Raw genomic sequence first — 25,887 nt, 5'->3', positions numbered from 1 at the left:
CGTGCTCGCATGAGCGACTCGCTTCCGAAGAGCCGGTCGAGGAGGTGGACGATGACTGCGTTCCAGTGGCGGATGACCTGCGCGGCAGCCCTGATCCTGGCGTTCGCGGGTTGCGCGAAGTCCTCGGTGCCGGCGAGCGGTCCCGCGGCCTCGCGCCCCATCGAGGAGATCGCGTGGAAGATGATCGACGAAGGGGCCACCCTCGTCGACGTGCGGACGGACGTGGAGTTCCAGGAGGGCCATCTGCAGGGTGCGTTGAACATTCCGTACGATCAGATCACCACGCGGCTGGCCGAGCTGCCTGCCGACAAGTCTCGCCCGGTCGTGCTCTACTGCCGATCCGGTCGGCGGTCGGGGATCGCCCAGAAGGCTCTCGAGGAGCTGGGTTTCACGAACGCGGTCAATGCGGGCGGCTACGAGGCCATGATGCGCGCACGGTGAAAACACCCTTCGGAGATCAGCGCGACGCCAAGGCGCTCTGAATGGACGCGGATTCCTTCGCGACCCACGCGCGCAGCCGAGCCGGAGTGCCGAGATCGCTCCAACCGCATGGCCGGCCGTGCAGAACCCGCAGGTGGTGTGCGGAGCGCTCCAGGAAGTCTCGGGAGAAGTCTCGACTCGGAGGACCGCCTGGCCCCGAGTCTCCTGACGCCGCCGGCCGCACCAGTTCGGGCAGGACCATGGAGTACAAGCGGCTCAACGTGGAACCTCGTGCCGCCATGATGAAGGTGCTGATCAGGGCCCCGCTGTGCGCGAGACGTCTGGCCGCATGCGAATCCGGTTTCTCGTAGAAGCCCCTGACGGCGGCGGTCTCGCCCCGACGGCTCGCCTCGGCCACGATCCAGCCGTGGCCCTCGTTCATCCCTTCCGCCTCCATGCCCAGGAGGATCACATGGCGCGGCCACTCTGCCGCGGCCTCAGCGGCCCGGCCGATCGAGTCGCACAGGACATCCTCGTTCTCGGCCGCGTGGTCCGTGGGGAGCAGGACCACGTCGGCGGCGTGATCGCGGGAGAGGACGTGGTGCAGCGCGCGCAGGATCGCCACCGCCGTGCCCCGGTTTTCCGGCTCCTCGATCACGTTCTCTCGCGGCATCTCCGCGAGCTCGGGCTCCCACCAGCGCCGATGCGCTGCCTGGACCACGGGGACCACGCAGGTGTCGTCGGTCAGGATCCGAGCCCGACGAAGCGCGCGCTGCAACAAGGTGCGATCGCCGCCGCAGCGGCAGAACTGCTTCGGAGCCGGACTTCCGGCGTCATCCCTGGTGAGCTCCTGCACGCGCCTTCCTTCACCACCGGCGAGCAGGATGACCCATCGACGTCTCATACCGTGACGCTGTCCCTTGAGGGCGTGGGGCTCCGGGCCGAGAGCGGCCCCGTACCCGCCTGCCCCTCCATTCCCTTGCCCCGCAAGAGCGCGAGGGCCAGCACGACCAGCCAAAGCAGGAAGACGCCGGTATTGATGCGTTCCGTCAGCCCGGCCCATGGGGTCGGCAGGTTCGCCGCGACGCGCGGACCGTCCATGCCGATCAGGATGCCGAACACCACGAACAGCAAGATGCTGAAGAACGAGTAGAGTCGGAATGCCCTGCCGAGAGCCACCGAACCGATCACCATGGCGAGGAGCATCAGGAGCACGGCCACCATGGAGACCACGATGTGCATGGTGTCGGTGAGGGTGAAGCCCTGGCCGCGCTGGTGCATCGGCGGCCAGACGAAGCCGATCGCGCCGAAGGCGACCAGCAGGACTCCGACGACGCGAAGGGAACGATGGCGGCCGCCCGATCCCCAGACGCCTGCACCGAACGCCATCATCATCAGGTTCCATACCAGCCCCAGCGAGACCCAGAGGGACCGCGACGGAGCCCCGATCGCGGACAGCTCGCTGATGGTGTGCGAGATCAAGCTGTAACCTTCGTAGCGTCTTGCGGCGAGCACGTTCATCGCGACGTAGAGAAACGACGATGCGACTCCGCAGAGCAGCAGGATGGTTCGCATCGGCGACGTCGCCGGTTGTTCGCCTGCTGGGTTCACGGCCGTGACTTCCAAGGTCGTCCTCATGGGCTCACGCCGGGCTCGCGCTCGGCTCCAGTTCCGCGTGCGGCGCCTTCCCGGACCGACGTCGAGGGTAACGGTCGAGCGCCGCCATCGAGCGGTAGATCGCGTCCCGAAGGGCCTTCTCCCGTGGGTCGTCGATCATGTGGTAGTCCATCTTGTTCATGACGTAGGCATACCCGAGCCGTGCGTCGGGGTCGGCGAACGCGAACGAGCCTCCCGCGCCGGGTGCGCCGAACGCGCGTGAGCTCGAGCCGAAGGCCGGGTCGGGCCCCGGGCGCAGGAAGCCGAGCGCGAAGTAGCTGGGCACTCCCATCACGACGTCTTTCCCGAGGTTCGGAACCGGCGCGGTGATGGCCTCCAGGGTCGCGGGTCCGACGCCGAGCTCGGCGCCACCTTCGGCGAATACCGAGTACAGGCGCGCGAGCGCGCGGGCGGTGCCCACGCCGTTGCCCGCCGGCACCTCGATCTCGAGCCAGCGCCGGTCGTTGGGCTGAGCGGACAGCGAGAGCATCGATTTGCGTAGCAGCGACCAGGGCCAGAGCACGCGCAGCAGCAGGGGGGGCGGAGTGTTCGGCAGGGCTCGGAGCGCTCGGCCGGTCGAAAACGGCACGAGTGTCGCGAGTCGCTCCGCAGGAATCCCGGGCGGCAGCCCGATGAAGAAGTCGAGGCTGAGCGGCACGGCAATCTCCTCGCGGAAGAATCGGCCGAGGGTCCGGTGTGCAGGGTCGGTGCGGCGGATCAGCTCCTGCATGTAGAGCCCGACGGTCATCGCGTGATAGCCGCGCCGAGTGCCGGGCATCCACGCCGGTTCCTGGCGGGCGAGCAGGTCGGCCAGCGCGTCGAGGTCGCGTAGCCGGTCGATCGTGAGCTTTTCGTCGAGACACACGAGCCCGGCCTCGTGGCCGAGCAGCTGACGAACCGTCACGCGTTCCTTCCCGTTCTGCGCGAACTCGGGCCAGTAGCGCGCGACGGGCGCCTCGTAGTCGAGCCACCCGCGTGCGTTCGCGACCGCCAGCGTCATCGCCGAGACGCCTTTCGTGGTGGAATTCACGAGGACCATGGTGGCTGCTTCCCATGGCGACGCGCTTGTCACCGACCGGCGGCCGCCCCACAGGTCGACCACCTGGTCGCCATGCCAGTACGCCGAAACGGCCGCGCCGATCTCGCCTCGCTCGGAGAAGTTGCGCTGGAACTCGTCGCGCACCTGCTCGAAGCCTGGGGCAACCACCCCACGGACCGGGAAGGAATCGCCCCATCCGTTCGCCACGCGAGATCGGATGCCAGCGCGTCGCCAGGAGGTCGACATGCGGAACACTCCCTTTGGGGTCAGGCCCTGCTAGCCTGGCCAGGTTCGGGTCAGGTTCTAACGCGCCGCGGGTGTCTGCCTCACGATCACGACGGTGCAGGGAGCATGGGTCGCCACATGACTCGCCACGCTGCCCACGAGCAATCGAGCCAGACCGGTGCGTCCGTGCGAGCCGACGACGACCATGTCCACCCCCTTGCTCTCCGCGGTGCGGATCAGCACCTCTCGTGGATCGCCGGGCTCGACGATTCCCTCCGTCGCGAGCCCGGCGGTCCGAAGCTCCCGCTCGGCGCCCGACACCAGCTCCTGATGGGCTTCCATGTTCTCTTGCTGGAGACTCTCGACCGCGCGCATGCCGCCGACCTCGATCAGCGAATAAGCGGCCATCCGCGTCGGCACCGCGGAGAGCACCAGAAAGCGTGTATCCCGTGGCCAGGGCGTCCGCATCACCCAACGCAGGACGGTATCCGCATGAGGTGACGCATCGATTCCAATCAGGACTTTCATGACATCCTCCTCAGGCGGCCGTCGGCTCGAGGGTGCTTGGGACGCGCTTGGTGATGGGTTCGACCATGACCTGGAGCGGAATCCCTTGCCGGACGCTCTCCGCGACGGTGCAGTAGGACTCGAACTTGTCGAGGCACACACGAAGCCGTGTTCGATCCGAAGCGAGGAGCACGGGCTGGAGACGCACCTCGATTCGGGAGATGCGAAGCCGGCTCTCGCGGCGGCGCTTCGTGGTTGTCACCTCGACGCGCAGGGCCTCCGGCTCGATGCGCGCCTTGCGCGCGCAATAGAGAAAGCTCGAGGCCAGACAGTTGCCCACCGCCGCGGCGAGCAAGTCTTCAGGCTCCGGTCCGGCGCCCTTTCCCAGCGGCGGCCGAAGGTCGGTGATCAGATCCGGGTGGCCATCATCGAACGACACGCGGAAACGGTACCCGGATTCCAGCTCGAGCCGAGCCGCGAGGCGATCCTGCGAACGATCTTCCATGGCTCCCCTCCCTGCCGCGTGCCGCGACAACCGATTGCAGGGCATTCCTCGTGCCATACGACGGCCGTGTCGTCGCAGAGATCGCGAAGGAGCAATCTGCCCATGGTGCAGGGGATTGGGCGATGGGTCAGCCGTTGCGGATGTACGGCGCCCGCAGGCGAGTACTGCCAGGCTGTCATGGACTTCCTCAGGCTCTCGTGTCACGAGGGCGTCCGCCCGTCATCGACACCGATTCAGTCGTCCTCCTGCTCTTCGCCGGCCTCGGCATCCGGGGCCTGCTGACTCGCGACGGTTCCGCCCCGCAGCTCCTCGTGGCGGATCTGTCCGCCCAGGTGTGCGGTCCATGCCATCCAGCCACTGAGTGCCAGCGTGGCGACCAGCAGGATCGAAGCGAAGCCGCGGCTCACATCGGAGCGGCGATAAAGGGCGAGACCGGCCAGCGCGGCGAGGCCGAGGATCTCGAGGGCGATGATCGCCACTCGGGCCGCGTTCTCGTGCACCTCGATCACGCGCTCCGAGACGCCGGCGGAGTGCTCGATGGCCTCCTCGGCGGGCTCTCCGCTCAGGAATACCGGAATGCCGGCCAATGCCGCAGCCAGGAGCGTTGCGATCGCAAGGCGCGAGATCGCGGTGTTGCGAGTGAGAAGACCGATGCCGAGCACGAGTGCGGAGAACAACACTCCGAGCACCGGCAGGTGATTGAGCATGAGATGAACCTGCGGGGCGCCCATGGGACCCTCCTCTGCGAAGTGGACCGACGACTTCGACTCGATCGCAGAGGGCGTGCCAGAAAAGCCGAGACGGCCCGGATCCTCCGTGGATCCGAGCCGCCTGGTTGCGTGCGGTCGCCGGTCAGATCTTGCGGACGTTCGTCGCTGAGAGGCCCTTCGGGCCCTTCGTGACGTCGAACTCCACCTGATCGCCATCGGCGAGGCTCTTGAATCCCTGGCTTTGAATCGCCGAAAAGTGGACGAACACGTCGTCCCCGCTCTCCTGCGCGATGAAGCCGAAACCCTTGGCCTCGTTGAACCACTTCACGGTACCGCGATACATCTGAACTCCTCTTGCTTGGGCCTTCGAGGCCCGATTGCCGTCAACCGACGGCGGCTGTCCGATCCTTCGTCGGACTTCGGGCCAACGGCTCACGACCACAAACGAAAAGCGCCGCCTGCTCGACGAGCGGACGGCTGCTGAACATCCTGGGTTCGCACTTCCACCGGCTACCGAATCGCCCCTTTAGACGCGCCCGTCCCGGACTGGATTCGGTTCATCTCGGGGGCCTGCAAGCGCCCGCACCCCCGTTCGTTCAGACCGCGTCCCTCTTCGAGGCGTTCGTGCAGGTCCACGACGGACCGGTACGCCGGCGACCTGCCAACTCGGCAAGCACGCCTGACACCTTGGCAGCGGCAGCATGCCGGTCATGCTCCATCCTGCCGAGAGACCCAACGAGTTCCGCTTGGGCGACGAAGGGCATGCCTTCTGCTGCACTCCGCGGCGCGCGCGGTGACGCGCAAGAAGGGAGGTGAAATCGATGAAGCCCAATGTGGGCGGGATCGATCGCGCTTTTCGCGCGGTGGTCGGACTGGCCATCATCGGCATCGGCGTGTACTTCAACTCCTGGTGGGGTGCGCTGGGCGTGGTGCCGCTCGCGACTGCGGCCTTCCGGTGGTGCCCGGTGTACGTGCCGTTCGGCACCACGACGGCGAGGACCGCACAACGAATGACGTGATCCAAGACCGTTGAGAGTTCTTGCCTCCGCGGGTCGCGTGCACGATCGCGGCGCTTGTGGGATGCTCCGCGCCCGCCATATGCGTGCGCGACCGCGTTGGGCCCAGTGCGACAGCGGCGCGGGGAATTCCCAGCCCGCTCCACGTAAGATGCCTTCATGAAACGCTGGCGCCATGTCGCATGGATCGTGGCCACTGCGGTCGTGATCATCGTTCTGCTCCAGCTCACGGTGTGCCAGCCTCGCGCGATCGAGGTCGAGACCGCGCGCGTCGGGCGCGGCGACGTCGAGGATGCGGTCACCAACAGCGAGGCGGGCACGCTCAAAGCCCGAAGGCGGTCGCGGGTCGGAGCTGACCGAGCCGGCAGGGTCGTCGATCTTCCGCGGCGGGAGGGCGATGGTGTGAAGGCGGGCGACGTGCTCGCCCTGCTCGACCCCTCGACTTCGGCGTCCCGCCTCGACCTGGCGCGCCGGGATCTCGACGTCCAGAGAGCCTCATTGGCCTCCGCGCGAGCTGCCTTCGACCTGGCTCGCGTGCAGTTCGAACGATCCCGGGAGCTGCACCGGCAGAAGCTGATCGCCGACGGCGAAATGGACCAGGCTCGCAGCCGCTTCGAGGAGACCCGCGCGGCGCTCGCCGCGGCCGAGGCCGCCGTCGCGCGCGCGCAGGCCGGCGTGCGGGTGGCACGCGACGACCTGGATCACTTGAAGGTGCGCGCGCCTTACGCGGGCGTGGTCGCGCAGCGCCTCGTCGAGATCGGGGAATCGTTGATCCCCGGCCAGCCGGTCGTCGAAATTGTCTCGCTCGAAGAGCTGTACGTGAGCGCCGCGATCGACGAGGTGGATATCGGCAGGCTTCAGGTCGGACAGGCGGCGCGCGTCAAGCTGGATCCCTATCGCGGTGAGGAGTGGCAGGGAACCGTGAGCCGCGTGTTTCCGGTGGTCAACGACAAGCTCGAGCAGAACCGCACGCTCGAAGTCGAGGTGAACATGATGGCCGACCCCGGAAAGCCGACGCCGCGGCCGGGAACGTCGGCGGACGTGGTCATCGTGCTCGACAAGCGCAAGGATGTCCTGCGGGTCCCGACGTTCGCGATCCTCGAGGCCAGGCGCGTGCTGGTGATCGAGCGCGGCAAGGCCGTGGCCCGCGACATCGAGACCGGCCTTCGCAACTGGGAATGGACCGAGGTCCGCCGGGGCCTGCGTGGCGGCGAGACCGTCATCACGAGCATCGACAAGCAGGGTGTGAAGGCAGGGGCTCGGGTCAAGCCGCGCGCCGCGTCGGATGCCGGCGGGTCGTGATCCTGCGAAGGCATTCCCGGAACCGTCGCCGGGCCGGCGGAAGGAGATCCCGTGACCGAGCGGGCGGGTGATCACAACGGCCCGATCATCGTGCTCGAGGATGTCTCGCGCGTCTATCGGATGGGCGAAAGCGAGGTGCGCGCGCTGGATCATGTCTCGCTAGCGGTTCAGCGCGGCGAGTTCATGGCCATCATGGGGCCGTCGGGCTCGGGGAAGTCCACGATGCTGAACGTGCTCGGATGTCTCGACTCGCCCAGTGCAGGACGTTACTTGCTCGATGGGGAGCCGGTCGAGCGGCTGTCGGAGGATCAGCTCGCCGACGTTCGCCAGCGACGAATCAGCTTCATCTTCCAGACCTTTCACTTGGTCGCGCGCATGACGGCGCTGCGCAACGTGGAGCTGCCGATGATCTTCGCGGGAGTCGCTCCGGCCGAGCGGCGGCGGCGGGCCACCGCCGCGCTCGAGTCGGTCGGCCTGGCGGCGCGGGCGACGCACCGCCCCGATCAGCTCTCCGGTGGCGAGCGCCAGCGAGTCGCCATCGCGCGCGCGATCGTGATGGAGCCGGACATCCTGCTCGCCGACGAGCCCACGGGGAACCTCGACACCGCCTCGGGCGGCGAGATCGTCGCATTGCTCAAGGATCTGAATGGCCGCGGGTTGAGCATCGTTCTCGTCACCCACGATCCGAGCGTCGCCGCTCAGGCGCGGCGGATCCTGCGGATGCGCGACGGGCGCATCGTCGGAGACGAAGCGCTGGCCGGAGCCCGTGCATGAGACTTCGGGATCTGTTCGAGCTGAGCCTGGAGGCACAGGGCCGTCATCGAGTTCGCACGGCGCTCACGCTGGGCGGGATCGCGATCGGTGTGGCCGCGGTGGTCATCCTCACCTCGCTCGGAACGGCGGCCAAGGCCTACGTCGTCAACCAGTTCGCGGGGCTCGGCACGAACCTGGTGATCGTCCTGCCGGGGAAGGTCGAAACCAGCGGATTCCCGACATTCGGGGGCGCCACCCGCGATCTCACGATCGAGGACGTCGAGAGTCTCCTCAGGCGCGCGCCTGCGGTGCGGCGCGCGGCGCCGCTCTCGATGGGAACCGCGCGGTTCGTCTGGGGCGGCCGTCATCGGGACGTGCGCGTGGTGGGGACCACCTCCGAGTTCCGGACGATCCGCAACCTGGAGCTGCGGGTCGGGCAGTTCCTGCCTCCCGGTGATCCCCGGATCGGCGGTCCGGTCGCGGTGATCGGCGCCAACGTCCAGCGGGAGGTATTCGCCGGGGAAAACCCGATCGGCCAGGCCGTGCGCATCGGGAAGACGCGCTTTCGGGTGATCGGAGCTCTCGAGCCGCAGGGAGCGAACCTCGGCCTCAACGTGGACGACATGGTGATGGTGCCGGTGGCGATCGGCATGCGCATGTTCGACCAGACGAGCCTGTTTCGCATCTTCACCCAGGCGAACACCGCCGAGGATGTGCCCGTGCTCATCCGTCAGGTGACGCGAGTTCTGATCGACCGCCACGACGGTCTCGAGGACTTCACGCTGATCACGCAGGCGGCCATGCTCAAGACGTTTCAGTCGGTGATCGACGCACTCACCGTGTCGCTGGCCGGAATCGCCGCGATCTCCCTGGCGGTCGCGGGCATCGGCATCATGAACGTCATGCTGGTCTCGGTGTCGGAGCGCGCCCCCGAAGTCGGGCTGCTCAAGGCGCTGGGCGCGAGACGGCGGCAGATCCTCTCGGTGTTCCTCTCCGACGCCGTGATCGTCTCGAGCGCCGGGGCGCTGATGGGAGTGGTCCTGGGGGTGATCGCCGTGGCGATCGGAGCCGGTGTGTTCCCGGACTTCCCCCTGCGTCCCGACCTGGGCTGGGTCGCTGTCGTGGTCGTGCTGGCGATCCTGGAGGGCGCCGTGTTCGGCTTGCTGCCGGCGCGGCGTGCGGCCCGGCTGAGCCCGGTGGACGGGCTGCGCGGCAAGCGGTGAGGAGACCGTGACCGTCGCCGATCTGCTCTCGCTCACTCGCGAAGCGGTGGGCTCGCACCGCCTCCGTTACGGACTCACCGCTCTCGCGATCGCCGTGGGCGTGGCGGCCGTCGTGCTGCTCGCGTCGATCGGCGAGGGGACGCGACAGTTCATCGAGAAGCAGATGAGCCAGTTCGGGACCACGCTGATCGCCATCAACCCCGGCAAGCTCGAGACCGGAGGCATTCCCGGCACCCTGGCCAGCCGGCGCAAGCTCACGCTGGACGATGCCCGCGCCTTGCGGCGCATCCCGGGTGTGACGGGCGTGGTCCCGGAAGCCTTCGGCTCGGCGCGGGTGAGGTACGGCGGCCGCGGCCGCGATGTGTACATCTTCGGGGTCTCCGCCGAAGCCGAGAAGGTGTGGTCGTGGCGCGTCGCCACCGGGCGCTTCCTTCCGGAGATGGACTTCGATCGCGCCTCGGCGGTCGTGGTGCTGGGAGCGCGACTCAAGCGCGAGCTGTTCGAGGACGGCAACCCGCTCGGCGCCGCGGTGCGCATCGGCTCCTCGCGGTTCCGGGTCATCGGCGTGATGGAATCCAAGGGACAGTACCTGGGATTCGATCTCGACGACGCGGCCTTCATCCCGGTCGCTGACGCCATGCGATTGCTCAACCGTCCCGAGGTGGACGAGATCGACCTGCTGGCTGCCACGCACGACGACATCCAGCCGGTGGCCGAACGGTCGCGGGCGCTCTTGATCGAGCGCCATAACGGTGAGGAAGACTTCACGATCACCACGCAGCAAGAGGCACAGGGCACCGTGAACCGCATCCTGGCCGTGGTGACCGGCGTCGTGACCGCGATCGCGGGGATCAGCCTCCTCGTGGGCGCGATCGGGATTCTCACCATCATGTGGATCGTGGTGCAGGAACGCGCGGGAGAGATCGGCCTGATCAAGGCGCTCGGCGCTCGCCGTCAGCAGATCCTCGCGTGGTATCTCTTCGAGGCCGGAGTGACGGCCGTGGCCGGTGGAATCGCCGGATTGACGGTCGGCTTCGGCTTCGCCGCGCTTCTCGCCGCGGTGATTCCCGGGATCGAGGTGTCGATCCAGCCGTGGATGGTGGTGTCGGCGGTTGCCATGGCGCTGTTCGTAGGGCTTGCCGCGGGGGTCGCGCCGGCGCGCCGAGCGGCCTGGATGAACCCGGTGGATGCGCTGCGCGAAGAGTGAGTCGCGCGCAGGCGGGACACGGTACGCCCCAAAGCGCGGGCGTTCTAGACGGCGCTCACCTCCACCGCCGTCACCTTGTATTGCGGGCACCCGGTGATCCGATCCCGGACCGGTCCGGTCAGCCGGTTGGCGCCCGTATCGGGGAAGTGAAACGAGAGGAACACGGTGCCTTCGGGAACTCGGTCGGTGACGTGTGCATGGACGAGCGCTTCCCCATGGGCGCTGGCGATGCGCACGCGCTGGCCGTTCGAGATGTCGCGGGACCGGGCGTCGCGCGGATGGATCTCCAGCGCATCTTCCGGCACCAGGACCTGGTTCGGCGTGCGGCGGGTCATGCTGCCGGTGTTGTAGTGCTCCAGCACACGGCCGGTCACGAGCGTGAGAGGGGTTCCGTGCTCCGGCGTAGGGACGTATTCGACCCGTGATAGCCGACCGCGGCCGCGCGGGAAGCTCTCGCCATGGAGGAACGTCGTGCCGGGGTGGTCGGCGGAAGGCACGGGCCACTGCAGTCCATCGCCCTCCAGCCGCGGGTAGCTCACACCGGCGAACGCGGGGGCGACCTTGGCGATCTCTTCCATGATGTCGGCGGGGCTCCGGAACGACTGCGAATAGCCGGTCGCCGCCATCAGCTCGATCAGGATCTCCCAATCCGCGCGCGCCTGCCCGGGTGGCGCGATCGCTCGCCGCACTCTCTGGATGCGGCGCTCTCCATTCGTGAACGTGCCGTCTTTCTCCAGGAAACTCGAGCCCGGGAGCACCACGTGGGCGAGCGATGCGGTCTCCGAGACATAGAGCTCCTGGACCATCAGGAAATCCAGAGCTTCGAGTCGCCGCCGGACGTCTTTCGTGTCGGGATCCGATTGGATCACGTCTTCCCCGAAGACCAGCATCGCCCGGATCTCGCCCGTGCCGATCGCCTCGTACATCTGATGGAGCACACGGCCGGGGCGGCGGGGAAGGGGTCGCCCCCATGCGGCTTCGAAGCGCTTCCGCACTTCGGGATCGTTGGGATCCTGGTACCCGGTCAGAAGGTCGGGCTGGCAGCCCATGTCCGCAGCGCCCTGAACATTGTTCTGCCCCCGCAGCGGATTGACGCCGGTCCCTGGGCGTCCGACCGCGCCCCGCAGCAGCGCCAGATTGCAGAGCAGCATGACCGCCTCGCTGCCCTGGAAGTGCTCGGTCACGCCCAGCCCGTGGAGCATCATCGGCCGCTCGGCCTTGCCGTATCGATGCGCGGCCTCGCGAATCGCCGCGGCCGGAACGCCGGTCACCGACTCGGCGCCCTCGGGGGGCTGGCGAAGGATGAAGGGCTGGAACTCTTCCCAGCCCTCGGCTCGAGCGGCCATGAAGTCGCGGTCGACCAAGCCCCCTTCGACCAGCGCGCAGGCGATCGCGTTGAGGAGCGGCACGTTGGTGCCCGGGCGTGGCGCCAGGTGGAGATCCGCGATCTCCGCCAGCTCGGTGCGGCGTGGATCGATCACGATCAACGAAGCCCCCCGGAGCGCGGCCTGACGCACCCGCGTCCCGGCCACGGGGTGAGCCTCGGTCGGATTGGCGCCGACGACCATGAGCAGGTCGGCGCGCTCGATGTCCTCGAGGCTGTTGGTCGCCGCTCCGGTGCCGAACGCCGCGCGCATCCCGGCGGCCGATGGCGCGTGACAGACTCGTGCGCAGCAGTCCACGTCGTGAGTGCCGAGCCCGGCCCGAAGCCACTTCTGAAAGAGATAGTTCTCTTCGTTGGTGGCGCGAGAGGAAGAAAGTCCGGCGACCGCGCCGCGGCATTTCTCCAGCCCCGCCACCACGGCGGCGATCGCCTCGGCCCAGCTCGCCGGCTCCAGGCGACCCCCTCGGCGCACCAGAGGCTGCGTGAGGCGGTCGCGATGCCGAGAGAATCCGTGCGCGTAGCGCCCCTTCACGCACAGGTGTCCCCGGTTCACGGCAGCCCGGGCGCCGCGAATCCTCGCGACCCGGTCATTCGATGCCTGCACCTCGAGCTGGCAGCCAACGCCGCAATAACCACAGGTGGTGCGCACGGTCGAGGTCTTTGGGACCTGGCTCTGCCGGTCCACGTCGCTCAACGCGCCGGTGGGGCAGGTATCGACGCAGGCGCCGCACGAGACGCAGGGAGACTCGGCGAAGGCGCCGACACCCCACGACAGGCGTGACGTCGCGCCTCGTCCCGCGACCGCGTACACGAACTGGCCCTGGATCTCATCGCATGCACGGATGCAGCGGCGGCAGAGGATGCACTGGTCGAGCGCGATGCGAAGATACGGATGCGAGTCGTCGACGGTCGGGCTGCCTCCGGCTCGACCGTAGCGGCTGCCGTCGGCGCCCCACCGCGCCAGGGTCTCGGCGACTGGCCCACGCGGGGACGACTCGGCAAGCATCAGCTCGCCGAGATCGCGGCGATAGGCAGCCAACCGTGGGCTGTCCGTGACCACCACGCTGCCGGCGCGGGCCGCGGTCGTGCAGGCTGCGACGAGGCGGCCGTCGACCTCGACCATGCAGGAGCGGCAGTGGCCGCCGGTCGAGAGGCGTTCGTCGTAGCAAAAGGCAGCCACGGGCACCCCGGCCTCGCGACAGGCGTGGAGCAGCGAGCCATCGGGGGCGACCTGCTTGCCGTCGACCTGGATCATGGGAGCACCTCGTCGCCGTAATGCTCGATCAGGTCTCGGATCGGCCGTGGGACGCTCTGGCCGAAGCCGCACAGACTTCCGATCTCCATGGTGGTGAGCAGCCGCTCCAGCGTCTCGCGCTCGCGGATGCCGGCGAGCCGCGCGGTTCCGACTCGGCAAGGCGTGCAGCTCCCGCAGGATTCCGCCCGGGCAAAAGCAAAGAGATGCTCCGCCAGATCGCGTGGGCGCACCGATTGGTCGAGCACGACGATGCCCGCGTGCCCCAGACCGGGCAGGGCCTCGTAGGAGAGCGGCGTGTCGAACCGATGCGCGGGCAGCACACGCCCCATCGGTCCGCCGATCAGCGCCATCGACCAGGTGCGCCCGTCGGGCGGCCCACCGCCACCCAGCTCCAGCACCCGACGCAGCGGCATCCCGAGAGGGACTTCGACCGCGCCGGGGCGGCGCAGCGCGCCCGCAAGACTCACCGCCTTGGTCTCGGTGACGGCGCGGTTGCGCGCCACCCACGGGATGACCGCCAGGGTCTCGACGTTCTGCACGACGGTCGGCTCACCGTGCAGACCGGCGACCGCTGGATACGGCGGCTTGATCCATGGCTCGCCGCGCAAGCCCTGGATGGACCGGAGCAGCGCGGTCTCCTCGCCGCACACGTAAGATCCGGCGCCCGAGACCACCTCGACGTCGAACTCGGGTCCGAGCTTCCCCGCGGCGCGCGCTTGCGCGATCGCGTCGCGCACGATGCGCTGTGCGCGCGGGTACTCGGCACGGATGTAGACGATTCCGCGCCGCGCAGCGATCGCCCGCGCGCAGGCCAGCATGCCCGCCAGGATCGCGTGGGGGTCCTGTTCGAGCAGCAGGCGGTCGACGAACGAGCCGGGATCGCCCTCGTCCCCATTCGCGACCACCCAGCGTCGCTCCGCTGCCGTATCTCGCGCCACCTTCCACTTCGCCGCCGTGGGATAGAGTGCGCCGCCGCGGCCGCGCAGTCGTGCGGCCTCCACCGCAGCCAGGATCGCCTCGCCGTCCGGCAGGTCGTAATCGCTCAAACCCGCGGGGAACGCGCCCGCAAGCAGGTTTCGAAACACCACGGGCCGAGGAGCCAGGCTCGAACAGGGGATCGCGCGCACATCCTCGGTCGGATCTCCGCTCTCGCCCCACGCTTCGATCCACGCTTCGAGCGTACGGTCGCTCGGTTTGGCGAAGACCCGATCGCCGCTGCGGAACGAAGGCGCCGCATAACAATGTCCCAGGCATCGCACGGTTCCAGTCGGCAGGCCGAGCGCATCGGCGAGCTTGCGGCCTCCCGCGAAGTGGCAGGAAGTTCCGTCGCAGATCTGCGGCTCGTGACGAAGCTGGTCGTAAAAGCTCTCGATCCCGATCAGGGTCGCCGGCGGCAGACCTCGGCGCTCGGCGATCTCCACCACGGACAATCCCGTGGCCAGATCGGTGAGGGCGCTCCCCGCCGCCGCATTCGGCGCGAGCCGTCGCGCGCGCTCGAGCAACCCTGAGCGTACGGAAGCCGATCGCGACGCCCGCGTCTTATCGACCATCGGACGTACCGCTGCTCGGCTTCACGACGAGGACGCTGCAGGGTGAGTGGCTGACCACATGGCTGGCCACGCTCCCCATGATGAGCTTGCCGAGGCCTGTGCGGCCGTGCGAGCCCACCACCATCAGATCCGCCCCCCAGCTTCGGGCCTCTTCGACCAACCCCTGGCGCGGGTCGCCGCGGAAGACACGCGCTTCCGTCGCCAGTCCCGCGTCTCGAAGCTCGCGCTCCACGCGCGACGTCAGCTCCTCCGCCTGACGGATCGTGTCCTGGTCGGCGGCCTGCATCCAGGAAATCCCTCCGGCATCGACCAGGCTGTACGCGACGGCCTCGGAGGCGGCGGAGAGCACCATGAATCTCGTGCCGGCCGGCCACTTCGTGGTCTTGATGTATTCCAGAGCCGCTTTCGAGTGAGCGGAATCGTCGACACCCACCAGGATCTTCATGGATTCACTTCCTTCCTTCGAGTGCCTCTGCGTCGCCGCGTCGTGCGCCGCCTGTCGGATTGGCGAGCGAACGGGCTGCATGATCGCAGGATGGGCATGGCGGCGAAACCCCCGAGGATGGTTCCGATCCGGAGACGGGATTTGGTCCCGCCGCGGTCTGAGCCCATCTGGGCGATCCACGGCCACACCCGATCGACGGGCGCGTCGATGGCGGGTTTGTTCGGCGCTCGAGGCCCTGCGCTCCTGCGCGCGTTCGTGCATCAGTACCCAGGCGACCGCGAGCCACAGAGCCGCCACGAGGAGGCCGTACCACAGCAGCTCGGCGCCCATCGAGGCGCCCGGCGGCCAAAGCAGGATCTGAGCGCCGGTGAAGCTCGCGTGCAGCATCATGGCCAGTAGCAGACTGCCTGTGCACCGGTAAGCCCAGGTCATGAGGACGCGGTAAGCGGTGAGCGCCAGAATCCACTCGAACATGTGCAGCGGCCACAGCGTGCCGTAGTGCGAGCCGCCCCAGAAGTCGGGAAGCACGTGCCAAAGACCCCATAGGACGCCCAGGACGATCCCAGTGCGCCACCACTCGAAGTGCGCCAGCAGCCGGGGCGTCGCGAAGCCCGTCCACCCGAGCTCCTCGAACAAGCCGGCTCCGAATCCTCCGATGAGCGCCATCGCCAGGCCCATCCACAGCGACGAGCCGCTGAGCGAGGGCCGGAAGCTCGGTGACGCGAGCGAGAGCGCTCCGAGGATGGTGAGGAGGACCGCGGGCGTGAACGCGACCGCAGTGAGCCAGCGCTGTCCGATTCGCCGGCGAATCAGGCTCTCAGCCAGGCCGCGCAGCCCACGCGCTCGGTCGAAGACTGCCGTGAGGCCGAGTGATGCGAGTGCGGGGCCTGCCAGCATCGCGAGGAAGACGAGCATGCGGTCGCTCGTGGACGCCCGAGGCAAGGCCGGCAGGCCGGTTCTGGCGGCAATCAGAAGGACGAGCGTCCAGGAAATCCCGAATGCCAGTACGAAGTACGCCGGCAGGAGCCGAACACCCGTGGCCACGTGCCCGTGAACAGCAGCGGGATGGCCCCGCAGCCTGTCCTCAGGAAACCTTGTGCTTCCGTGCTTCGAGGAGGTCGGCATGGGCGTCGTCCACCCTCAGGTCGTGGACCCGGCACTGGCGCGGGCGCTTTGCATGCATGGACTGGACCCAGCGACCGCATCGGACATGCCACTCCGCGGGCGCGAGGACACCCGACTCCGGGCTTGTGGGCGTTGGACATACACGATGGCGGGCGAGGGTTGCCCCGCGCCCATCGGTCAGGATGGCAGGACGCCTGACATCCCGGCGGCTTCCTCGCTGGTCGGCGGACCCGTATTCGCATGGGGGCCCGTCTTCACCTGCTGGTCCAGGAGATGCACCGCCTCCTGCGGACCGGGCCACGCTGGGAGGTAGCGATGAATATCCGACTGCGTTCGATCCGCACCTTGATCTCGTGGTGTTTCCTCTTGGCTTTGGCGCTCAGAGCTCTTCCTGCTTCGGCTCACTGCGACGGTCTCGATGGTCCCGTCGTCAGCGCGGCACGGCGCGCGCTCGAGGCCGGCGACGTGAAGGCGGCGCTGATCTGGGTCCGTGAACCGGATGAGGCGGAGATCAGGCAGGCGTTCTCACGCGCGATCGAGGTGCGCCGTCTCGGCTCCCAGGCGAAGGAGCTTGCTGACCTTTACTTCTTCGAAACGCTGGTACGCGTCCATCGTGCCGGGGAGGGAGCGCCGTTCACGGGCTTGAAGCCAGCCGGCCGCGATCTCGGTCCCGCGATCCCGGCTGCAGATCGCGCACTGGCTACTGGGGATCCCAAACCAGTCTCCGTTCTCCTCGGCGATGCGATGAATGCCGGGGTCTCGTCGCACTTCAAACGGTTGCTCGAAGGAAAGCGCCACGCGGGAGACAGCGTCGAGGCGGGACGGCGTTACGTCTCCGCCTACGTCGAGTTCGTGCACTACGTGGAGGATCTCCATCGTGCGGCCACCAGCGCCGCGCAAGGCCACATGGAGGAAGCGGATCAAGGACCTGCTCACGGGCATTGAGCGATCGATGCAGCTCCCTTTCACGCATCGACAGTTCCTGGATGTCTTCGCGGCGTACCATTGCTCTGGTGCGGAATCGGTGGCTCGGCGGCGTTCACGCTGGGCATTCGGCCCGACCTCGCGCTTCCCGTGGCCGGCGGGCTCGTGCTGATCCACGTGCTTCGATCGGCACGCCGCTAATCGCCGCCGGGAAGGACAGCGGTCCGGGGATGGCGCGCCGCCGGAGGATCAGCGGGTACAACGTGTCCGGGCCGCGCGGATCGGGTTCCCGCTGATGGAAGAGGGTTCAGCAGCTCGTTCACGCTCACAGCCTTCAGTCCTCTCGCCATGGTCTCATCGAGAATGGCCTCGAGGGCCGCCACGGTCTGGCGACGGTCCGCCCCCGGGAGAGGGCTGCCGTCGTGGAGGATGAGGATCGACCCGGCGGTGAGCCGCGTGAGGACGCGGCGAGCGATCCGGTCGACCCCTGGATTGTGTGCGTCCTCCGGGTAGACGTCGCCGAGCACCGAGATGAACCCGAGACGGCGCACGAACCAGGATTGCCCGGGCATCATGAACCCGAAGGGAGGGCGGTAGTGGAGCGGCCTCACGCCCGAGGCCTCGGCCACGGCGGCGGCGCAACGCTCGATCTCGCCTCGGATCCCGGCCGGCAGCAGCAGCGGCAGCGGCCAGTGTCGGTCGCCGTGGAGGCCGATCTCGTGGCCCTCGGCGATCGCCCGCCGGATCAGCTCGGGGTGGCGACGCACGTTGCCGGCGAGAACGAAGAACGTGGCCGTCGCGCCGTGCGCGGCGAGCCGGTCGAGAATCTTCGAAGTTGCTTCGGCACTTGGACCATCGTCGAAGGTGAGCGCGAATCGATCGGGCACGTCCTCGACACGGCACACCAGATGGCCGCGCACCCAGCTCGAGAAGCGATGGGTATGGAGCAGACTCACCCCGCGGTCTCCCCAGCCTTGCTCCGCGCCCGACCTGCGGGCGTCTGCTCCAACACGCTCAACAGCGCCGCGCGCTCCGCCCGGAGCTGCGCCATGAGCCGAGGGCTTCGCCACGACTGCACCCAGCGAAAGCGCGCATGCGCGTCATGCCACGCATCGCTCCAGACCACGGCGCAACCGGCCAACGCCAGGGTCGCGAACAGAGTCGCGAGTACGACCCAGAGGGAGCGCCCGACGACTGCAGCCCCTGCGACGATCACTGCATACCACAATCCAAACAGCGCGGCTCCGGCGGCGATCCGGGCCAGCGCCACACGGGTCGGGTCGAAGCGGCGCGCGACGTGCTCCGCGAGCAGTGCCGGAGGGCCGTTGAGGATCAGACCGATCAGCGCCGGCGGCGCTCCCGCGACCAGGGAGAGCACCAGGCCAGCCTGGTGCACCCACGATCGATCGCTCACGTCCAGCGGCTCGAGAGCAAGCGCCTCGCGCAACTTCCGATGGCGCCGCGCGTGGCGCAGCGTGCTGGCGAAGTCGGCCGGCCGGGCTCCCCGCAGCATCAAGAGCCATCGCGCGACGCACCGCGAGCGCCGGAAGCCCGCAGGGTCGCTCGAGGGCTTACAGGAGATCAGCGGCGCGAGTTCCTCCACCGCGGCGCGAATCCTCGGATCCGGCAGATCGAGGATCAGCCTGGTCACCGCATCTTCCAGTCGCGCCGTCGTAGCCGCGATCCAGCCTTCGATGTGCTCCGACTCGGGCGGGATGGGTAGCCGAACCGGATGACCGATGCTGACCACGACGTGCGTCCGGAACGCGGTGCGGTCCACGTAGTGAATGCCTGTCGGAACGACCGGCAGGGGGCGTACGCTGCCGCAGCTGTCGAGGGCGATGCGCGCTGCTCCCGGCTTGAACGCCAGGATCGAGCGGTCCACCTCGCTGACGCCTTCGGGGAAGATGGCGATGACCTCTCCTCGTTCCAGCAGCCTTCGACAGCGCTTCAGCGTTCTCTCGTTGCGGACTCCCCGCTCGGCCGCGTTTCCGGAACTGGACACCGGAAGCGCGCCGTATAGTCGCAGGAGCCAGGCGCGAACGGTCGGCCGGAACAGCGGCTCCTGCGCCAGGAAGTGGAGTTTGCGCCCCAGCGCCACGTGCAGGACCAGCACATCGGTCCAGGTCGCCGGATGATTGGCGACCAGGAGAACGGGTCCCCGCTTCGGAAACCGCTCGGCGCCCCGCACCTGGATACTCCTGAAGCTCACCGCGGACGCGAGCCGCATCAGCCAGGGCATCGCCGAGAACAACAACCCAGCCACCGCCCGACGTGACCAGCTGTCAGCCGGACTGACGTTCTGTCGGGGCCGGACGGCCTCCGCTCCCGTGCCCGCCAAGGCCAGGGAGGTTCGGGAAGTGCGCATGCCCATACCTCACCGAGGTTTCGCCAGACGCGCCAGCGCCATCGCCTGGGGCGCCTCGGTTCCTCACTGGCATGCGTCGTGCCCTGAATCGCGGTGAGGCTCGCTCTGGGAGGAACGATGGCCATCATGCCCGTCCGATCATGGTTCACCGACCCGGATCTCGTTTCGCGGTCGCGTGACGTCGCCCGGATTCTGACCCGACACGGGCTGGGCGCGTTCGTCGATCACGCCGGTTTCGGGCGCTTCGCCTCGCGTTGGTGGCACGCTCGGGATCGCAGCATCAGCCCGCCCGAGCGGCTGCGGGTTGCCCTCAGCGAGCTCGGGGTCACCTTCATCAAGCTCGGACAGATGGCGAGCACGCGCGCCGACCTCGTTCCACCTGAATACATCGCGGAGCTGGCCAAGCTCCAGGACGCCGCACCGCGCGTCCCCTTCCCGCACGTGGAGCGCACCATCCGGGAGGACTTCGGGCAATCGCTCGAGAGCCTCTTTCAGAGTTTCGACCGCGAACCCTTGGCGACGGCTTCGATCGGCCAGGTGCATGCCGCGCGGCTCCCCGATGGGACATCGGTGGTGGTCAAGGTGCGCCGGCCGGACGTCATCGAGGAAGTCGAGCGAGACCTCGAGATCCTCGACCGGCTGACGCTGTGGGCCCAGACCCATACGCGGTTCGGCAGCGACTACGAGCTGATGCCGGTGGTGTCGGAGTTTGCTTACACGCTGCGTAACGAGCTGGACTACGTGCGCGAAGGCCGCAATGCCGAACGGCTGGGCAACGCGTTCGCGGACGATCCGACCATCTGGATCCCGCGGGTCCACTGGAGCCATACGACCGAACGCGTCTTGACTCTCGACCGTGTGACGGGCATCAAGGTGACCGACGTCGATCGTATCGAAGCGCTCAAGATCCCTCGCCGCACCATCGCCCAGAATGCCGCCCGCATGTTCCTGAGAGAGGTCCTGGAGCTGGGGTTCTTCCACGCGGACCCTCACCCGGGCAACTTCTTCGTCCAGCCCGACGGAGCGATCGCGGTCGTCGATTTCGGCATGGTAGGCCGTGTCAGCGAAGGGGTTCGGGACCACCTGCTGCGCGGGGGATTCGCCATGCTCGACCAGGATCCCGAATCGCTGGCCGAGGAGTTGTTCGCGCTCGGTGTGGCGGGGCGAAACGCCGACAAAGCGGCGTTCATTCACGATCTCGATCATCTGATGAGCCGCTATCACGGCCGGTCGATCCGGGAGCTGAGCGCGGCCGCCGTGACCCGTGAACTGAGCGAGATCGCCTTCAGGCACCGCCTCCAGCTTCCGGGAGAGCTGGCGCTGCTCCTTCGAGTCGTGAGCATGAGCGAAGGACTGGGGCTCATGCTCGACCCTGGGTTCCAGTACTTCGAGTTCGCGAGCCCGATCTTCCGCAAGCACTGGGAAGCCTCGCGTTCGCCGGCCGCCGGCGTCGTGCGTCTGGGACGGGCCGCGGCCGAAGCCGCCGAACTGGGTCTCGGGTTTCCGCGGCGAGCGGGTCGCCTCCTCGGCCGGCTGGAACGAGGCGAGCTGGAGCTGAACGTGAAGCACGAGGGGCTCACGAAGTTCGCCCAGGAACTGCAGGGCATGACCAACCGATTGGCGCTGGCCATGATCCTCGCGGCTTCAGTGGTGGCTCTCGGCGTGGCGCTCGGGTTCCGCAGAAGCGACGGGCTCGCTTCGCATCTGTGGTGGCTCTTCGCGCTCGGCTTCCTGTTTTCGCTGCTCTTCGGCGTCTGGGTGGTCGGCAGCATCTGGCGTTCGCGGCGACGCTGACCGAACGGCTCCACGCGCACCTCAGGGTTGGCCTGAAAGTTTGCGGGCCGCTCCGATGGAGCGGCCCGCATCTGACAGGTGGAGAGCCGGAAGACCTTACTCGGTCTTGATCGGGATCGACTTCCCCCTGGCTTCGGCAGTCTTCGGCATCACCACGGTCAGCACGCCATTCTTGAACATGGCCGAGACCCTCGATGCGTCGACGTTCGCCGGGAGCCGGAGGCTACGGACGAATGATCCGTAGTGCCGTTCGTTCCGATACAGCCGCTCTTCTTTCTCCTCGGTCACCTGCCGTTTCTCACCCCGCAAGACGAGCACGCCGTTCTCCAGCACGACCTGCATGTCCCTGGGCTCGATCCCCGGGATCTCGGCCTTCACGGTCAAGGCTTCCGGGGTCTCCGCGATGTCGATATCCGGAGTCCACGCCCCGACGGGCATGTCGTCGCCGTCCCACAGCCGATCGAAGAACCGATCCATTTCCTTGCGGAACGTGGCCAGCCTGTTATCCGGAACCAGCGCTTTCATGACCTTCTCCTTTCCGCGTCTCTCGGAGTGCGAGCATTTGCCTGCGCGGGTCCAGAGACGCCCCTCGCGAGCATCGTCGGTACAGGGCATTCCTCGTGCCATCACCATGTGCGACTCGTCAGCGAGACCGGTGCTCCACAAGTCGCAATTCGAGAGGCGGGTTGCGAGTCGGCCCATCCGGCTCCCTCGCACCCAGCGAGGCGTCCGGGCTGCCAAGGTGGCAGCCGATGTCGCGGTTGTCATGCGGGTCCCGGCTGCGGGTCGTTCGCTAGACACGGGCAACGCCGCGCTCCATCATGCCGTCATGATCGAGGAGAACTCCGATGCCGAAACCCGCCTGGCCAGCATCGTGGGCTCGGCGATGGATGCCATCATCACGGTCGACGACGACCAGCGCGTCATCGTGTTCAATGCGGCTGCCGAGAAGACCTTCGGGATCCACGCCGCCGAAGCGATCGGGCAGCCTCTCGATCGATTCATTCCGGAGCGCTTCCGCGCGGCTCACGGCGAGCAGGTCAGGCAATTCGGAGTGAGCGGCACCACCCGGCGTTCGATCGGCCGGCTCATCCCGTTGTCCGGTCTGCGCGCGAACGGCGAGGAGTTTCCGATGGAAGCCTCGATCTCGCAGGTCGAGGTTCACGGACGGAAGCTCTTCACCGTCATCCTCCGCGACATCACCGAAAAGCGGCTTGCGGAGGCGCAGCTGTTACGCGCGCAACGACTCGAGAGCGTTGGGACCCTGGCGGGGGGCCTCGCCCACGATCTCAACAACATCCTCGCCCCGATCATGGTCTCGGTGCGACTGCTGGAACGAAAGCTGGCCAACGACCCGGAAGGTCTCGAATGTGTGGCGATGCTGGGAAGCCTCACCGAACGGGCAGCCAACATCGTCCGGCAGGTGCTCTCGTTCGCCCGTGGTATCGAGGGAGATCGCGTCCCCACACCGGTGAAGCACATCATTCGCGAGGTCTGCGAGATCCTGCGTGAAACATTGCCCCGCAATATTCGGTTGCGGCAAGAAGTGCCATCCGACCTGTGGCTGGCACACATTGACGCGACCCAGATTCACCAGGTCCTCATGAATCTCGCAGTGAATGCCCGGGATGCCATGACCGGCGGCGGAGCGCTCACGTTCACGGCCCGAAACGTCGCGCTCGATCCAAACCGGGCGCCGATCCCGCTGGAAGCACGTCCCGGCCATTACCTCTCGATCGCCGTCGCGGACACCGGAACCGGAATCGCGGCCGAGCACATGGATCGGATCTTCGACCCCTTCTTCACGACGAAGCCGCAGGGCGAGGGCACCGGCCTCGGCCTGTCGACCTCGCTCGGGATCATCCGGGGGCACGGGGGTTTCATCGACGTCGACAGCGAAACTGGCAAGGGCACTCGCTTCACGATCTACCTGCCGGCCGTTCCTCCCGATCCGGCCGCGGACTCACTTCACGCGATAGAGGGACGCGCCGCGTCCTTGCCATCGGGGAACGGCGAGTTGGTGATGGTCGTGGACGATGAGCCGGGCATCCGGGAAATGACCGGCCGTGCCCTGGCCACCTTCGGCTATCGGGTGATGACCGCCGAAGACGGGCCCAGCGCGGTCAAGCAGCTCGGGCATCATCGCGGAGAAGTCGCGGCGGTGGTGCTCGACATGACGATGCCTCTCATGGACGGCCTGGCGGCCGCGCGGGCCCTGAAGCGGATGGATCCGGGCTTGCGGCTGATCGCGAGCAGTGGGCTGGCGGATAAACGCCGACTCGCCGACACGAAAGGCATTGCGTTCTCCGGTTTCCTGCCCAAGCCGTATAGCGTCGACGATCTCCTCGGGGTCCTGGCCCAAGCGCTGAAGGAAAATTAGGTCCCGCACGCGGTCAGATCGGAGCGGCGGGTTCGCATGTCTTTCTGTCAGGCGGCATCGTCATATCGTCAGGAAAGCGGGGTCATGCGATCCATGACGCGGCCCAATGTGCTCCGGACGACATCGCTCACTTCCGAGCTATCGGTCGGCGATACGCCGTAATACGTCGGATTCAGCTTCTGAACGCGGCGCCGGATCTCGAGATCCGTGGGGCCGTCCAGGAGCACGATGGGAAGCGTCGACGCGACCCGCCGAAGCTCGAACAACAGCTGTAGATCCAATTCGAGATCGGTGAGGACGTAGACCAGCACGTCAGGCCGGCGTTCGCCCAGAGCGTTTACGAACGAATCGCGGTCGCAGCACACGACGACGTCGCGGCCTCTTGCAGCCAACAGCTTCTGCCACTCCTCGTGTGGCCCGCGGGGGTCGTGGATCAGGATGTGTGGCACGCCTTCTCTCCTTCGCCAGAGGCCGCGCAGGGGAAACCCCGGCTCCCCTTCCAGAACGCAACTCGCGTGCCTCACCGGCATTCAGGGCTGGAGGTTTCTGGCCTGGAAAGCCGAGAAGGAAAGAGCAAGAAGCGGTTCAGTCCGCGGGGCCAGCTCCTCGGCCGGCGGCTTCCCGGGCTGCGGCATCCTGGGCCTCGAGCTCCTTCAGCTTGCGGTAGAGGTTGCGCTCGCTGATGCCGAGGATCGCGGCAGCCTTCTGGCGATGGCCCTTGCACTCCTCGAGGACCCGCTTTAGGTGGCGGCGCTCGACCTCCGCCAGCGTGACGAGCCGATCGTTCTGCCCGCCGCCATGGAACGCAGGCTCGAGCCTGACCCCCAGGGGCAGATGCTCGGACTCGATGACGCCGCCGTCGCACAGGATGAGGGCTCGCTCGATCACGTTCTCGAGCTCGCGCACGTTTCCGGGCCAAGGGTACCGGCGCAGAACCTCCATGGCCCTCTCCGAGATTCGTGTGGAGCGCTTGTGCATCACACGCGAGTTGCGGATGAAGTGCTCGGCCAGCAGCGGCACGTCCTCGGCCCGCTCGCGTAGCGGTGGGATCTGCAGCGAGAACACGTTGAGCCGGTAATAGAGATCCTCGCGGAACCCGCCCTCCTTCATCATGACCTCGAGTGACCGGTTGGTGGCGGCAATGACGCGGACATCCACGTGGATATCCGCCGTCCCACCCACCCGCCGGAAGACGCCGGTCTCCAGGACACGCAGGAGTTTGACCTGGAGCGCCGGAGTGAGCTCGGCGATCTCGTCTAGGAAGATGGTGCCCCGGTCGGCCACCTCGAACAGGCCGTGCTTCAGGCGGACAGCTCCCGTGTACGCGCCCCTTTCGTGTCCGAAGAGCTCGCTCTGGAGCAGGTTCTCGTGCAGTGAAGCGCAGTCGACGACCACGAAGGGCTGCTTTGCCCGTTTGCTGCGCCAGTGGACGGCCCGGGCGATCAGCTCCTTCCCGACGCCGCTCTCGCCTCGGATCAGCACCGTCGATTCGGTCTCGGCGACCTTGGCCAGCATGCGAAGGAGCTCGCGCACGGCCGCGTTCTGACCGATGAAATCCTCGCCCGGATGGATGCGGTCCACCTCGTGCTCGAGCGCCGAGAGGCTTCGCTGCATCTCCTGCTTCTGCATGGCCTTTTCGAGGACCACCTCGAGCTCCTCGAACTTGAACGGCTTGATGAGGAAATCGAGCGCCCCGGCCTTCATGGCTCGAATCGCATCCGCGACCGTCGCGTGGCCGGTCAGCATCACCACCTCGGTCGAAGGAGCCTTGTCCTTGATCTCGGTCAGGAGATCGAGACCGGTGCCGTCGGGCATCCGAACATCGAGCAGGGCCAGGTGGAACGTGCGGTGCCGCAGGAGATCGCGCGCCTCGCGCAAGCTGGGCGCGGTCGTGACGTGAAAGCCGGCGTGGGAAAGCTCGCTTCCGACGAGCTTCCGGAAGGCATCCTCGTCATCCACCAGGAGAACCGATATCTCGGACACGAGCGCTCCGCAATCGTCGCAGCGGCCTCACGTGATAGAGGTGTCCGCGGGCTCCAAGACCCGCAGGGAAATGCGGCGACAGCGTAAGCAAGATGGTCGTTCGTCGTCCAATCGGC

The 25,887-nt window shown here is 67.6% G+C and carries 24 protein-coding genes; 9 read left to right on the top strand and 15 right to left on the bottom strand.

Annotated elements, in window-relative coordinates; translation table 11 throughout:
* Positions 1–51: 51 nt before the first annotated feature.
* Positions 52–441 carry a rhodanese-like domain-containing protein gene (locus VFQ05_04835; protein ID HET9326079.1) on the top strand — a complete coding sequence of 130 codons (390 nt, stop codon included), beginning with the start codon at positions 52–54 and terminating at the stop codon, positions 439–441.
* Between the two features lie 16 nt (positions 442–457).
* Here the strand turns inward: VFQ05_04835 and VFQ05_04830 are convergent, their stop codons facing one another.
* The 7 genes from VFQ05_04830 to VFQ05_04800 form a co-directional block, all read right to left on the bottom strand.
* On the bottom strand, positions 458–1,324 hold the full coding sequence (locus VFQ05_04830) for a sugar phosphate nucleotidyltransferase (protein ID HET9326078.1): 867 nt from the start codon (positions 1,322–1,324) through the stop codon (positions 458–460).
* The gene (locus tag VFQ05_04825; protein HET9326077.1) at positions 1,321–2,058 is read right to left on the bottom strand and encodes a DUF998 domain-containing protein; all 738 of its coding nucleotides are present in this window, start codon (positions 2,056–2,058) and stop codon (positions 1,321–1,323) included. Before VFQ05_04825 ends, VFQ05_04830 begins: the two co-directional genes overlap by 4 nt.
* Before the next feature lie 4 nt (positions 2,059–2,062).
* Complete coding sequence (locus VFQ05_04820; protein HET9326076.1) at positions 2,063–3,322, bottom strand: serine hydrolase domain-containing protein; 1,260 nt, start codon at positions 3,320–3,322, stop codon at positions 2,063–2,065.
* Positions 3,323–3,418: 96 nt separating this feature from the next.
* Positions 3,419–3,868, bottom strand: coding sequence for a universal stress protein (locus VFQ05_04815; protein ID HET9326075.1), 450 nt, complete (start codon positions 3,866–3,868; stop codon positions 3,419–3,421).
* A gap of 10 nt (positions 3,869–3,878) precedes the next feature.
* Entirely contained in the window at positions 3,879–4,352 is a 474-nt protein-coding gene (locus tag VFQ05_04810; protein ID HET9326074.1) for an OsmC family protein, read from the bottom strand.
* A gap of 233 nt (positions 4,353–4,585) precedes the next feature.
* Positions 4,586–5,083 (bottom strand): hypothetical protein, encoded by a 498-nt coding sequence (locus VFQ05_04805; GenBank protein ID HET9326073.1) that lies wholly within the window; start codon positions 5,081–5,083, stop codon positions 4,586–4,588.
* Between the two features lie 121 nt (positions 5,084–5,204).
* Positions 5,205–5,405 (bottom strand): cold shock domain-containing protein, encoded by a 201-nt coding sequence (locus tag VFQ05_04800; protein HET9326072.1) that lies wholly within the window; start codon positions 5,403–5,405, stop codon positions 5,205–5,207.
* Positions 5,406–5,883: 478 nt separating this feature from the next.
* Between VFQ05_04800 and VFQ05_04795 the strand changes: the two genes are divergently transcribed.
* The 5 genes from VFQ05_04795 (at position 5,884) to VFQ05_04775 (ending at position 10,563) form a co-directional block, all read left to right on the top strand.
* Positions 5,884–6,081: a DUF2892 domain-containing protein gene (locus tag VFQ05_04795; GenBank protein HET9326071.1), complete on the top strand. Its 198-nt coding sequence runs from the start codon at positions 5,884–5,886 to the stop codon at positions 6,079–6,081.
* A gap of 156 nt (positions 6,082–6,237) precedes the next feature.
* Positions 6,238–7,380, top strand: a complete 1,143-nt coding sequence (locus VFQ05_04790; protein ID HET9326070.1) for an efflux RND transporter periplasmic adaptor subunit — start codon at positions 6,238–6,240, stop codon at positions 7,378–7,380.
* A 51-nt stretch (positions 7,381–7,431) separates the two neighbouring features.
* The gene (locus VFQ05_04785) at positions 7,432–8,154 is read left to right on the top strand and encodes an ABC transporter ATP-binding protein (GenBank protein ID HET9326069.1); all 723 of its coding nucleotides are present in this window, start codon (positions 7,432–7,434) and stop codon (positions 8,152–8,154) included.
* Positions 8,151–9,356: an ABC transporter permease gene (locus tag VFQ05_04780; protein HET9326068.1), complete on the top strand. Its 1,206-nt coding sequence runs from the start codon at positions 8,151–8,153 to the stop codon at positions 9,354–9,356. Before VFQ05_04785 ends, VFQ05_04780 begins: the two co-directional genes overlap by 4 nt.
* A gap of 7 nt (positions 9,357–9,363) precedes the next feature.
* Complete coding sequence (locus VFQ05_04775; GenBank protein HET9326067.1) at positions 9,364–10,563, top strand: ABC transporter permease; 1,200 nt, start codon at positions 9,364–9,366, stop codon at positions 10,561–10,563.
* A 44-nt stretch (positions 10,564–10,607) separates the two neighbouring features.
* Here VFQ05_04775 and fdhF read toward each other — a convergent pair whose 3' ends face one another.
* The 3 genes from fdhF to VFQ05_04760 are packed head-to-tail and all read right to left on the bottom strand — an operon-like array spanning position 10,608 to position 16,112.
* Positions 10,608–13,202, bottom strand: coding sequence for a formate dehydrogenase subunit alpha (gene fdhF / locus VFQ05_04770; GenBank protein ID HET9326066.1), 2,595 nt, complete (start codon positions 13,200–13,202; stop codon positions 10,608–10,610).
* Complete coding sequence (locus tag VFQ05_04765; protein ID HET9326065.1) at positions 13,199–14,752, bottom strand: NADH-ubiquinone oxidoreductase-F iron-sulfur binding region domain-containing protein; 1,554 nt, start codon at positions 14,750–14,752, stop codon at positions 13,199–13,201. The genes fdhF and VFQ05_04765 overlap by 4 nt, the downstream gene beginning before the upstream one ends.
* Positions 14,742–16,112 (bottom strand): universal stress protein, encoded by a 1,371-nt coding sequence (locus tag VFQ05_04760; GenBank protein HET9326064.1) that lies wholly within the window; start codon positions 16,110–16,112, stop codon positions 14,742–14,744. Before VFQ05_04760 ends, VFQ05_04765 begins: the two co-directional genes overlap by 11 nt.
* A 525-nt stretch (positions 16,113–16,637) precedes the next feature.
* On the opposite strand from VFQ05_04760, the gene VFQ05_04755 reads away from it, so the two are divergent.
* The gene (locus VFQ05_04755) at positions 16,638–17,267 is read left to right on the top strand and encodes a DUF6448 family protein (GenBank protein HET9326063.1); all 630 of its coding nucleotides are present in this window, start codon (positions 16,638–16,640) and stop codon (positions 17,265–17,267) included.
* Positions 17,268–17,443: 176 nt separating this feature from the next.
* Here the strand turns inward: VFQ05_04755 and VFQ05_04750 are convergent, their stop codons facing one another.
* Together VFQ05_04750 and VFQ05_04745 are read right to left on the bottom strand one after the other, a co-directional pair.
* A complete protein-coding gene (locus tag VFQ05_04750) occupies positions 17,444–18,202 on the bottom strand; it encodes a polysaccharide deacetylase family protein (protein HET9326062.1) in 759 nt (252 codons plus the stop codon).
* Positions 18,199–19,614, bottom strand: coding sequence for a 1-acyl-sn-glycerol-3-phosphate acyltransferase (locus VFQ05_04745; GenBank protein ID HET9326061.1), 1,416 nt, complete (start codon positions 19,612–19,614; stop codon positions 18,199–18,201). Before VFQ05_04745 ends, VFQ05_04750 begins: the two co-directional genes overlap by 4 nt.
* A gap of 126 nt (positions 19,615–19,740) precedes the next feature.
* Between VFQ05_04745 and VFQ05_04740 the strand changes: the two genes are divergently transcribed.
* Positions 19,741–21,408: an AarF/ABC1/UbiB kinase family protein gene (locus VFQ05_04740; GenBank protein ID HET9326060.1), complete on the top strand. Its 1,668-nt coding sequence runs from the start codon at positions 19,741–19,743 to the stop codon at positions 21,406–21,408.
* Between the two features lie 96 nt (positions 21,409–21,504).
* Here VFQ05_04740 and VFQ05_04735 read toward each other — a convergent pair whose 3' ends face one another.
* Positions 21,505–21,933, bottom strand: a complete 429-nt coding sequence (locus VFQ05_04735; GenBank protein ID HET9326059.1) for an Hsp20/alpha crystallin family protein — start codon at positions 21,931–21,933, stop codon at positions 21,505–21,507.
* 241 nt (positions 21,934–22,174) lie between these two features.
* On the opposite strand from VFQ05_04735, the gene VFQ05_04730 reads away from it, so the two are divergent.
* Positions 22,175–23,788, top strand: coding sequence for an ATP-binding protein (locus VFQ05_04730; protein HET9326058.1), 1,614 nt, complete (start codon positions 22,175–22,177; stop codon positions 23,786–23,788).
* Positions 23,789–23,856: 68 nt separating this feature from the next.
* Here the strand turns inward: VFQ05_04730 and VFQ05_04725 are convergent, their stop codons facing one another.
* Positions 23,857–24,237: a hypothetical protein gene (locus tag VFQ05_04725; GenBank protein HET9326057.1), complete on the bottom strand. Its 381-nt coding sequence runs from the start codon at positions 24,235–24,237 to the stop codon at positions 23,857–23,859.
* A gap of 136 nt (positions 24,238–24,373) precedes the next feature.
* Entirely contained in the window at positions 24,374–25,771 is a 1,398-nt protein-coding gene (locus VFQ05_04720; protein HET9326056.1) for a sigma-54 dependent transcriptional regulator, read from the bottom strand.
* Positions 25,772–25,887 lie beyond the last annotated feature (116 nt).

The sequence above is a fragment of the Candidatus Eisenbacteria bacterium genome (genome assembly GCA_035712145.1).
Taxonomy (GTDB): Bacteria; Eisenbacteria; RBG-16-71-46; order RBG-16-71-46; family RBG-16-71-46; genus DASTBI01.
Note: the sequence above shows the minus strand (reverse complement) of the source record. Positions and strands in the feature narration are given on the sequence as shown.

Bases quoted from the DNA above. Each gene is read 5' to 3' on its own strand.
- VFQ05_04835 (HET9326079.1), top strand. From the start codon at position 52: ATGACTGCGTTCCAGTGGCGGATGACCTGCGCGGCAGCCCTGATCCTG.
- VFQ05_04830 (HET9326078.1), bottom strand. From the start codon at position 1,324: ATGAGACGTCGATGGGTCATCCTGCTCGCCGGTGGTGAAGGAAGGCGC.
- VFQ05_04825 (HET9326077.1), bottom strand. From the start codon at position 2,058: ATGAGGACGACCTTGGAAGTCACGGCCGTGAACCCAGCAGGCGAACAA.
- VFQ05_04815 (HET9326075.1), bottom strand. From the start codon at position 3,868: ATGAAAGTCCTGATTGGAATCGATGCGTCACCTCATGCGGATACCGTC.
- VFQ05_04810 (HET9326074.1), bottom strand. From the start codon at position 4,352: ATGGAAGATCGTTCGCAGGATCGCCTCGCGGCTCGGCTCGAGCTGGAA.
- VFQ05_04805 (HET9326073.1), bottom strand. From the start codon at position 5,083: ATGGGCGCCCCGCAGGTTCATCTCATGCTCAATCACCTGCCGGTGCTC.
- VFQ05_04800 (HET9326072.1), bottom strand. From the start codon at position 5,405: ATGTATCGCGGTACCGTGAAGTGGTTCAACGAGGCCAAGGGTTTCGGC.
- VFQ05_04795 (HET9326071.1), top strand. From the start codon at position 5,884: ATGAAGCCCAATGTGGGCGGGATCGATCGCGCTTTTCGCGCGGTGGTC.
- VFQ05_04790 (HET9326070.1), top strand. From the start codon at position 6,238: ATGAAACGCTGGCGCCATGTCGCATGGATCGTGGCCACTGCGGTCGTG.
- VFQ05_04780 (HET9326068.1), top strand. From the start codon at position 8,151: ATGAGACTTCGGGATCTGTTCGAGCTGAGCCTGGAGGCACAGGGCCGT.
- fdhF (HET9326066.1), bottom strand. From the start codon at position 13,202: ATGATCCAGGTCGACGGCAAGCAGGTCGCCCCCGATGGCTCGCTGCTC.
- VFQ05_04765 (HET9326065.1), bottom strand. From the start codon at position 14,752: ATGGTCGATAAGACGCGGGCGTCGCGATCGGCTTCCGTACGCTCAGGG.
- VFQ05_04760 (HET9326064.1), bottom strand. From the start codon at position 16,112: ATGCTCGTCTTCCTCGCGATGCTGGCAGGCCCCGCACTCGCATCACTC.
- VFQ05_04755 (HET9326063.1), top strand. From the start codon at position 16,638: ATGAATATCCGACTGCGTTCGATCCGCACCTTGATCTCGTGGTGTTTC.
- VFQ05_04745 (HET9326061.1), bottom strand. From the start codon at position 19,614: ATGCGCACTTCCCGAACCTCCCTGGCCTTGGCGGGCACGGGAGCGGAG.
- VFQ05_04740 (HET9326060.1), top strand. From the start codon at position 19,741: ATGCCCGTCCGATCATGGTTCACCGACCCGGATCTCGTTTCGCGGTCG.
- VFQ05_04735 (HET9326059.1), bottom strand. From the start codon at position 21,933: ATGAAAGCGCTGGTTCCGGATAACAGGCTGGCCACGTTCCGCAAGGAA.
- VFQ05_04730 (HET9326058.1), top strand. From the start codon at position 22,175: ATGCGGGTCCCGGCTGCGGGTCGTTCGCTAGACACGGGCAACGCCGCG.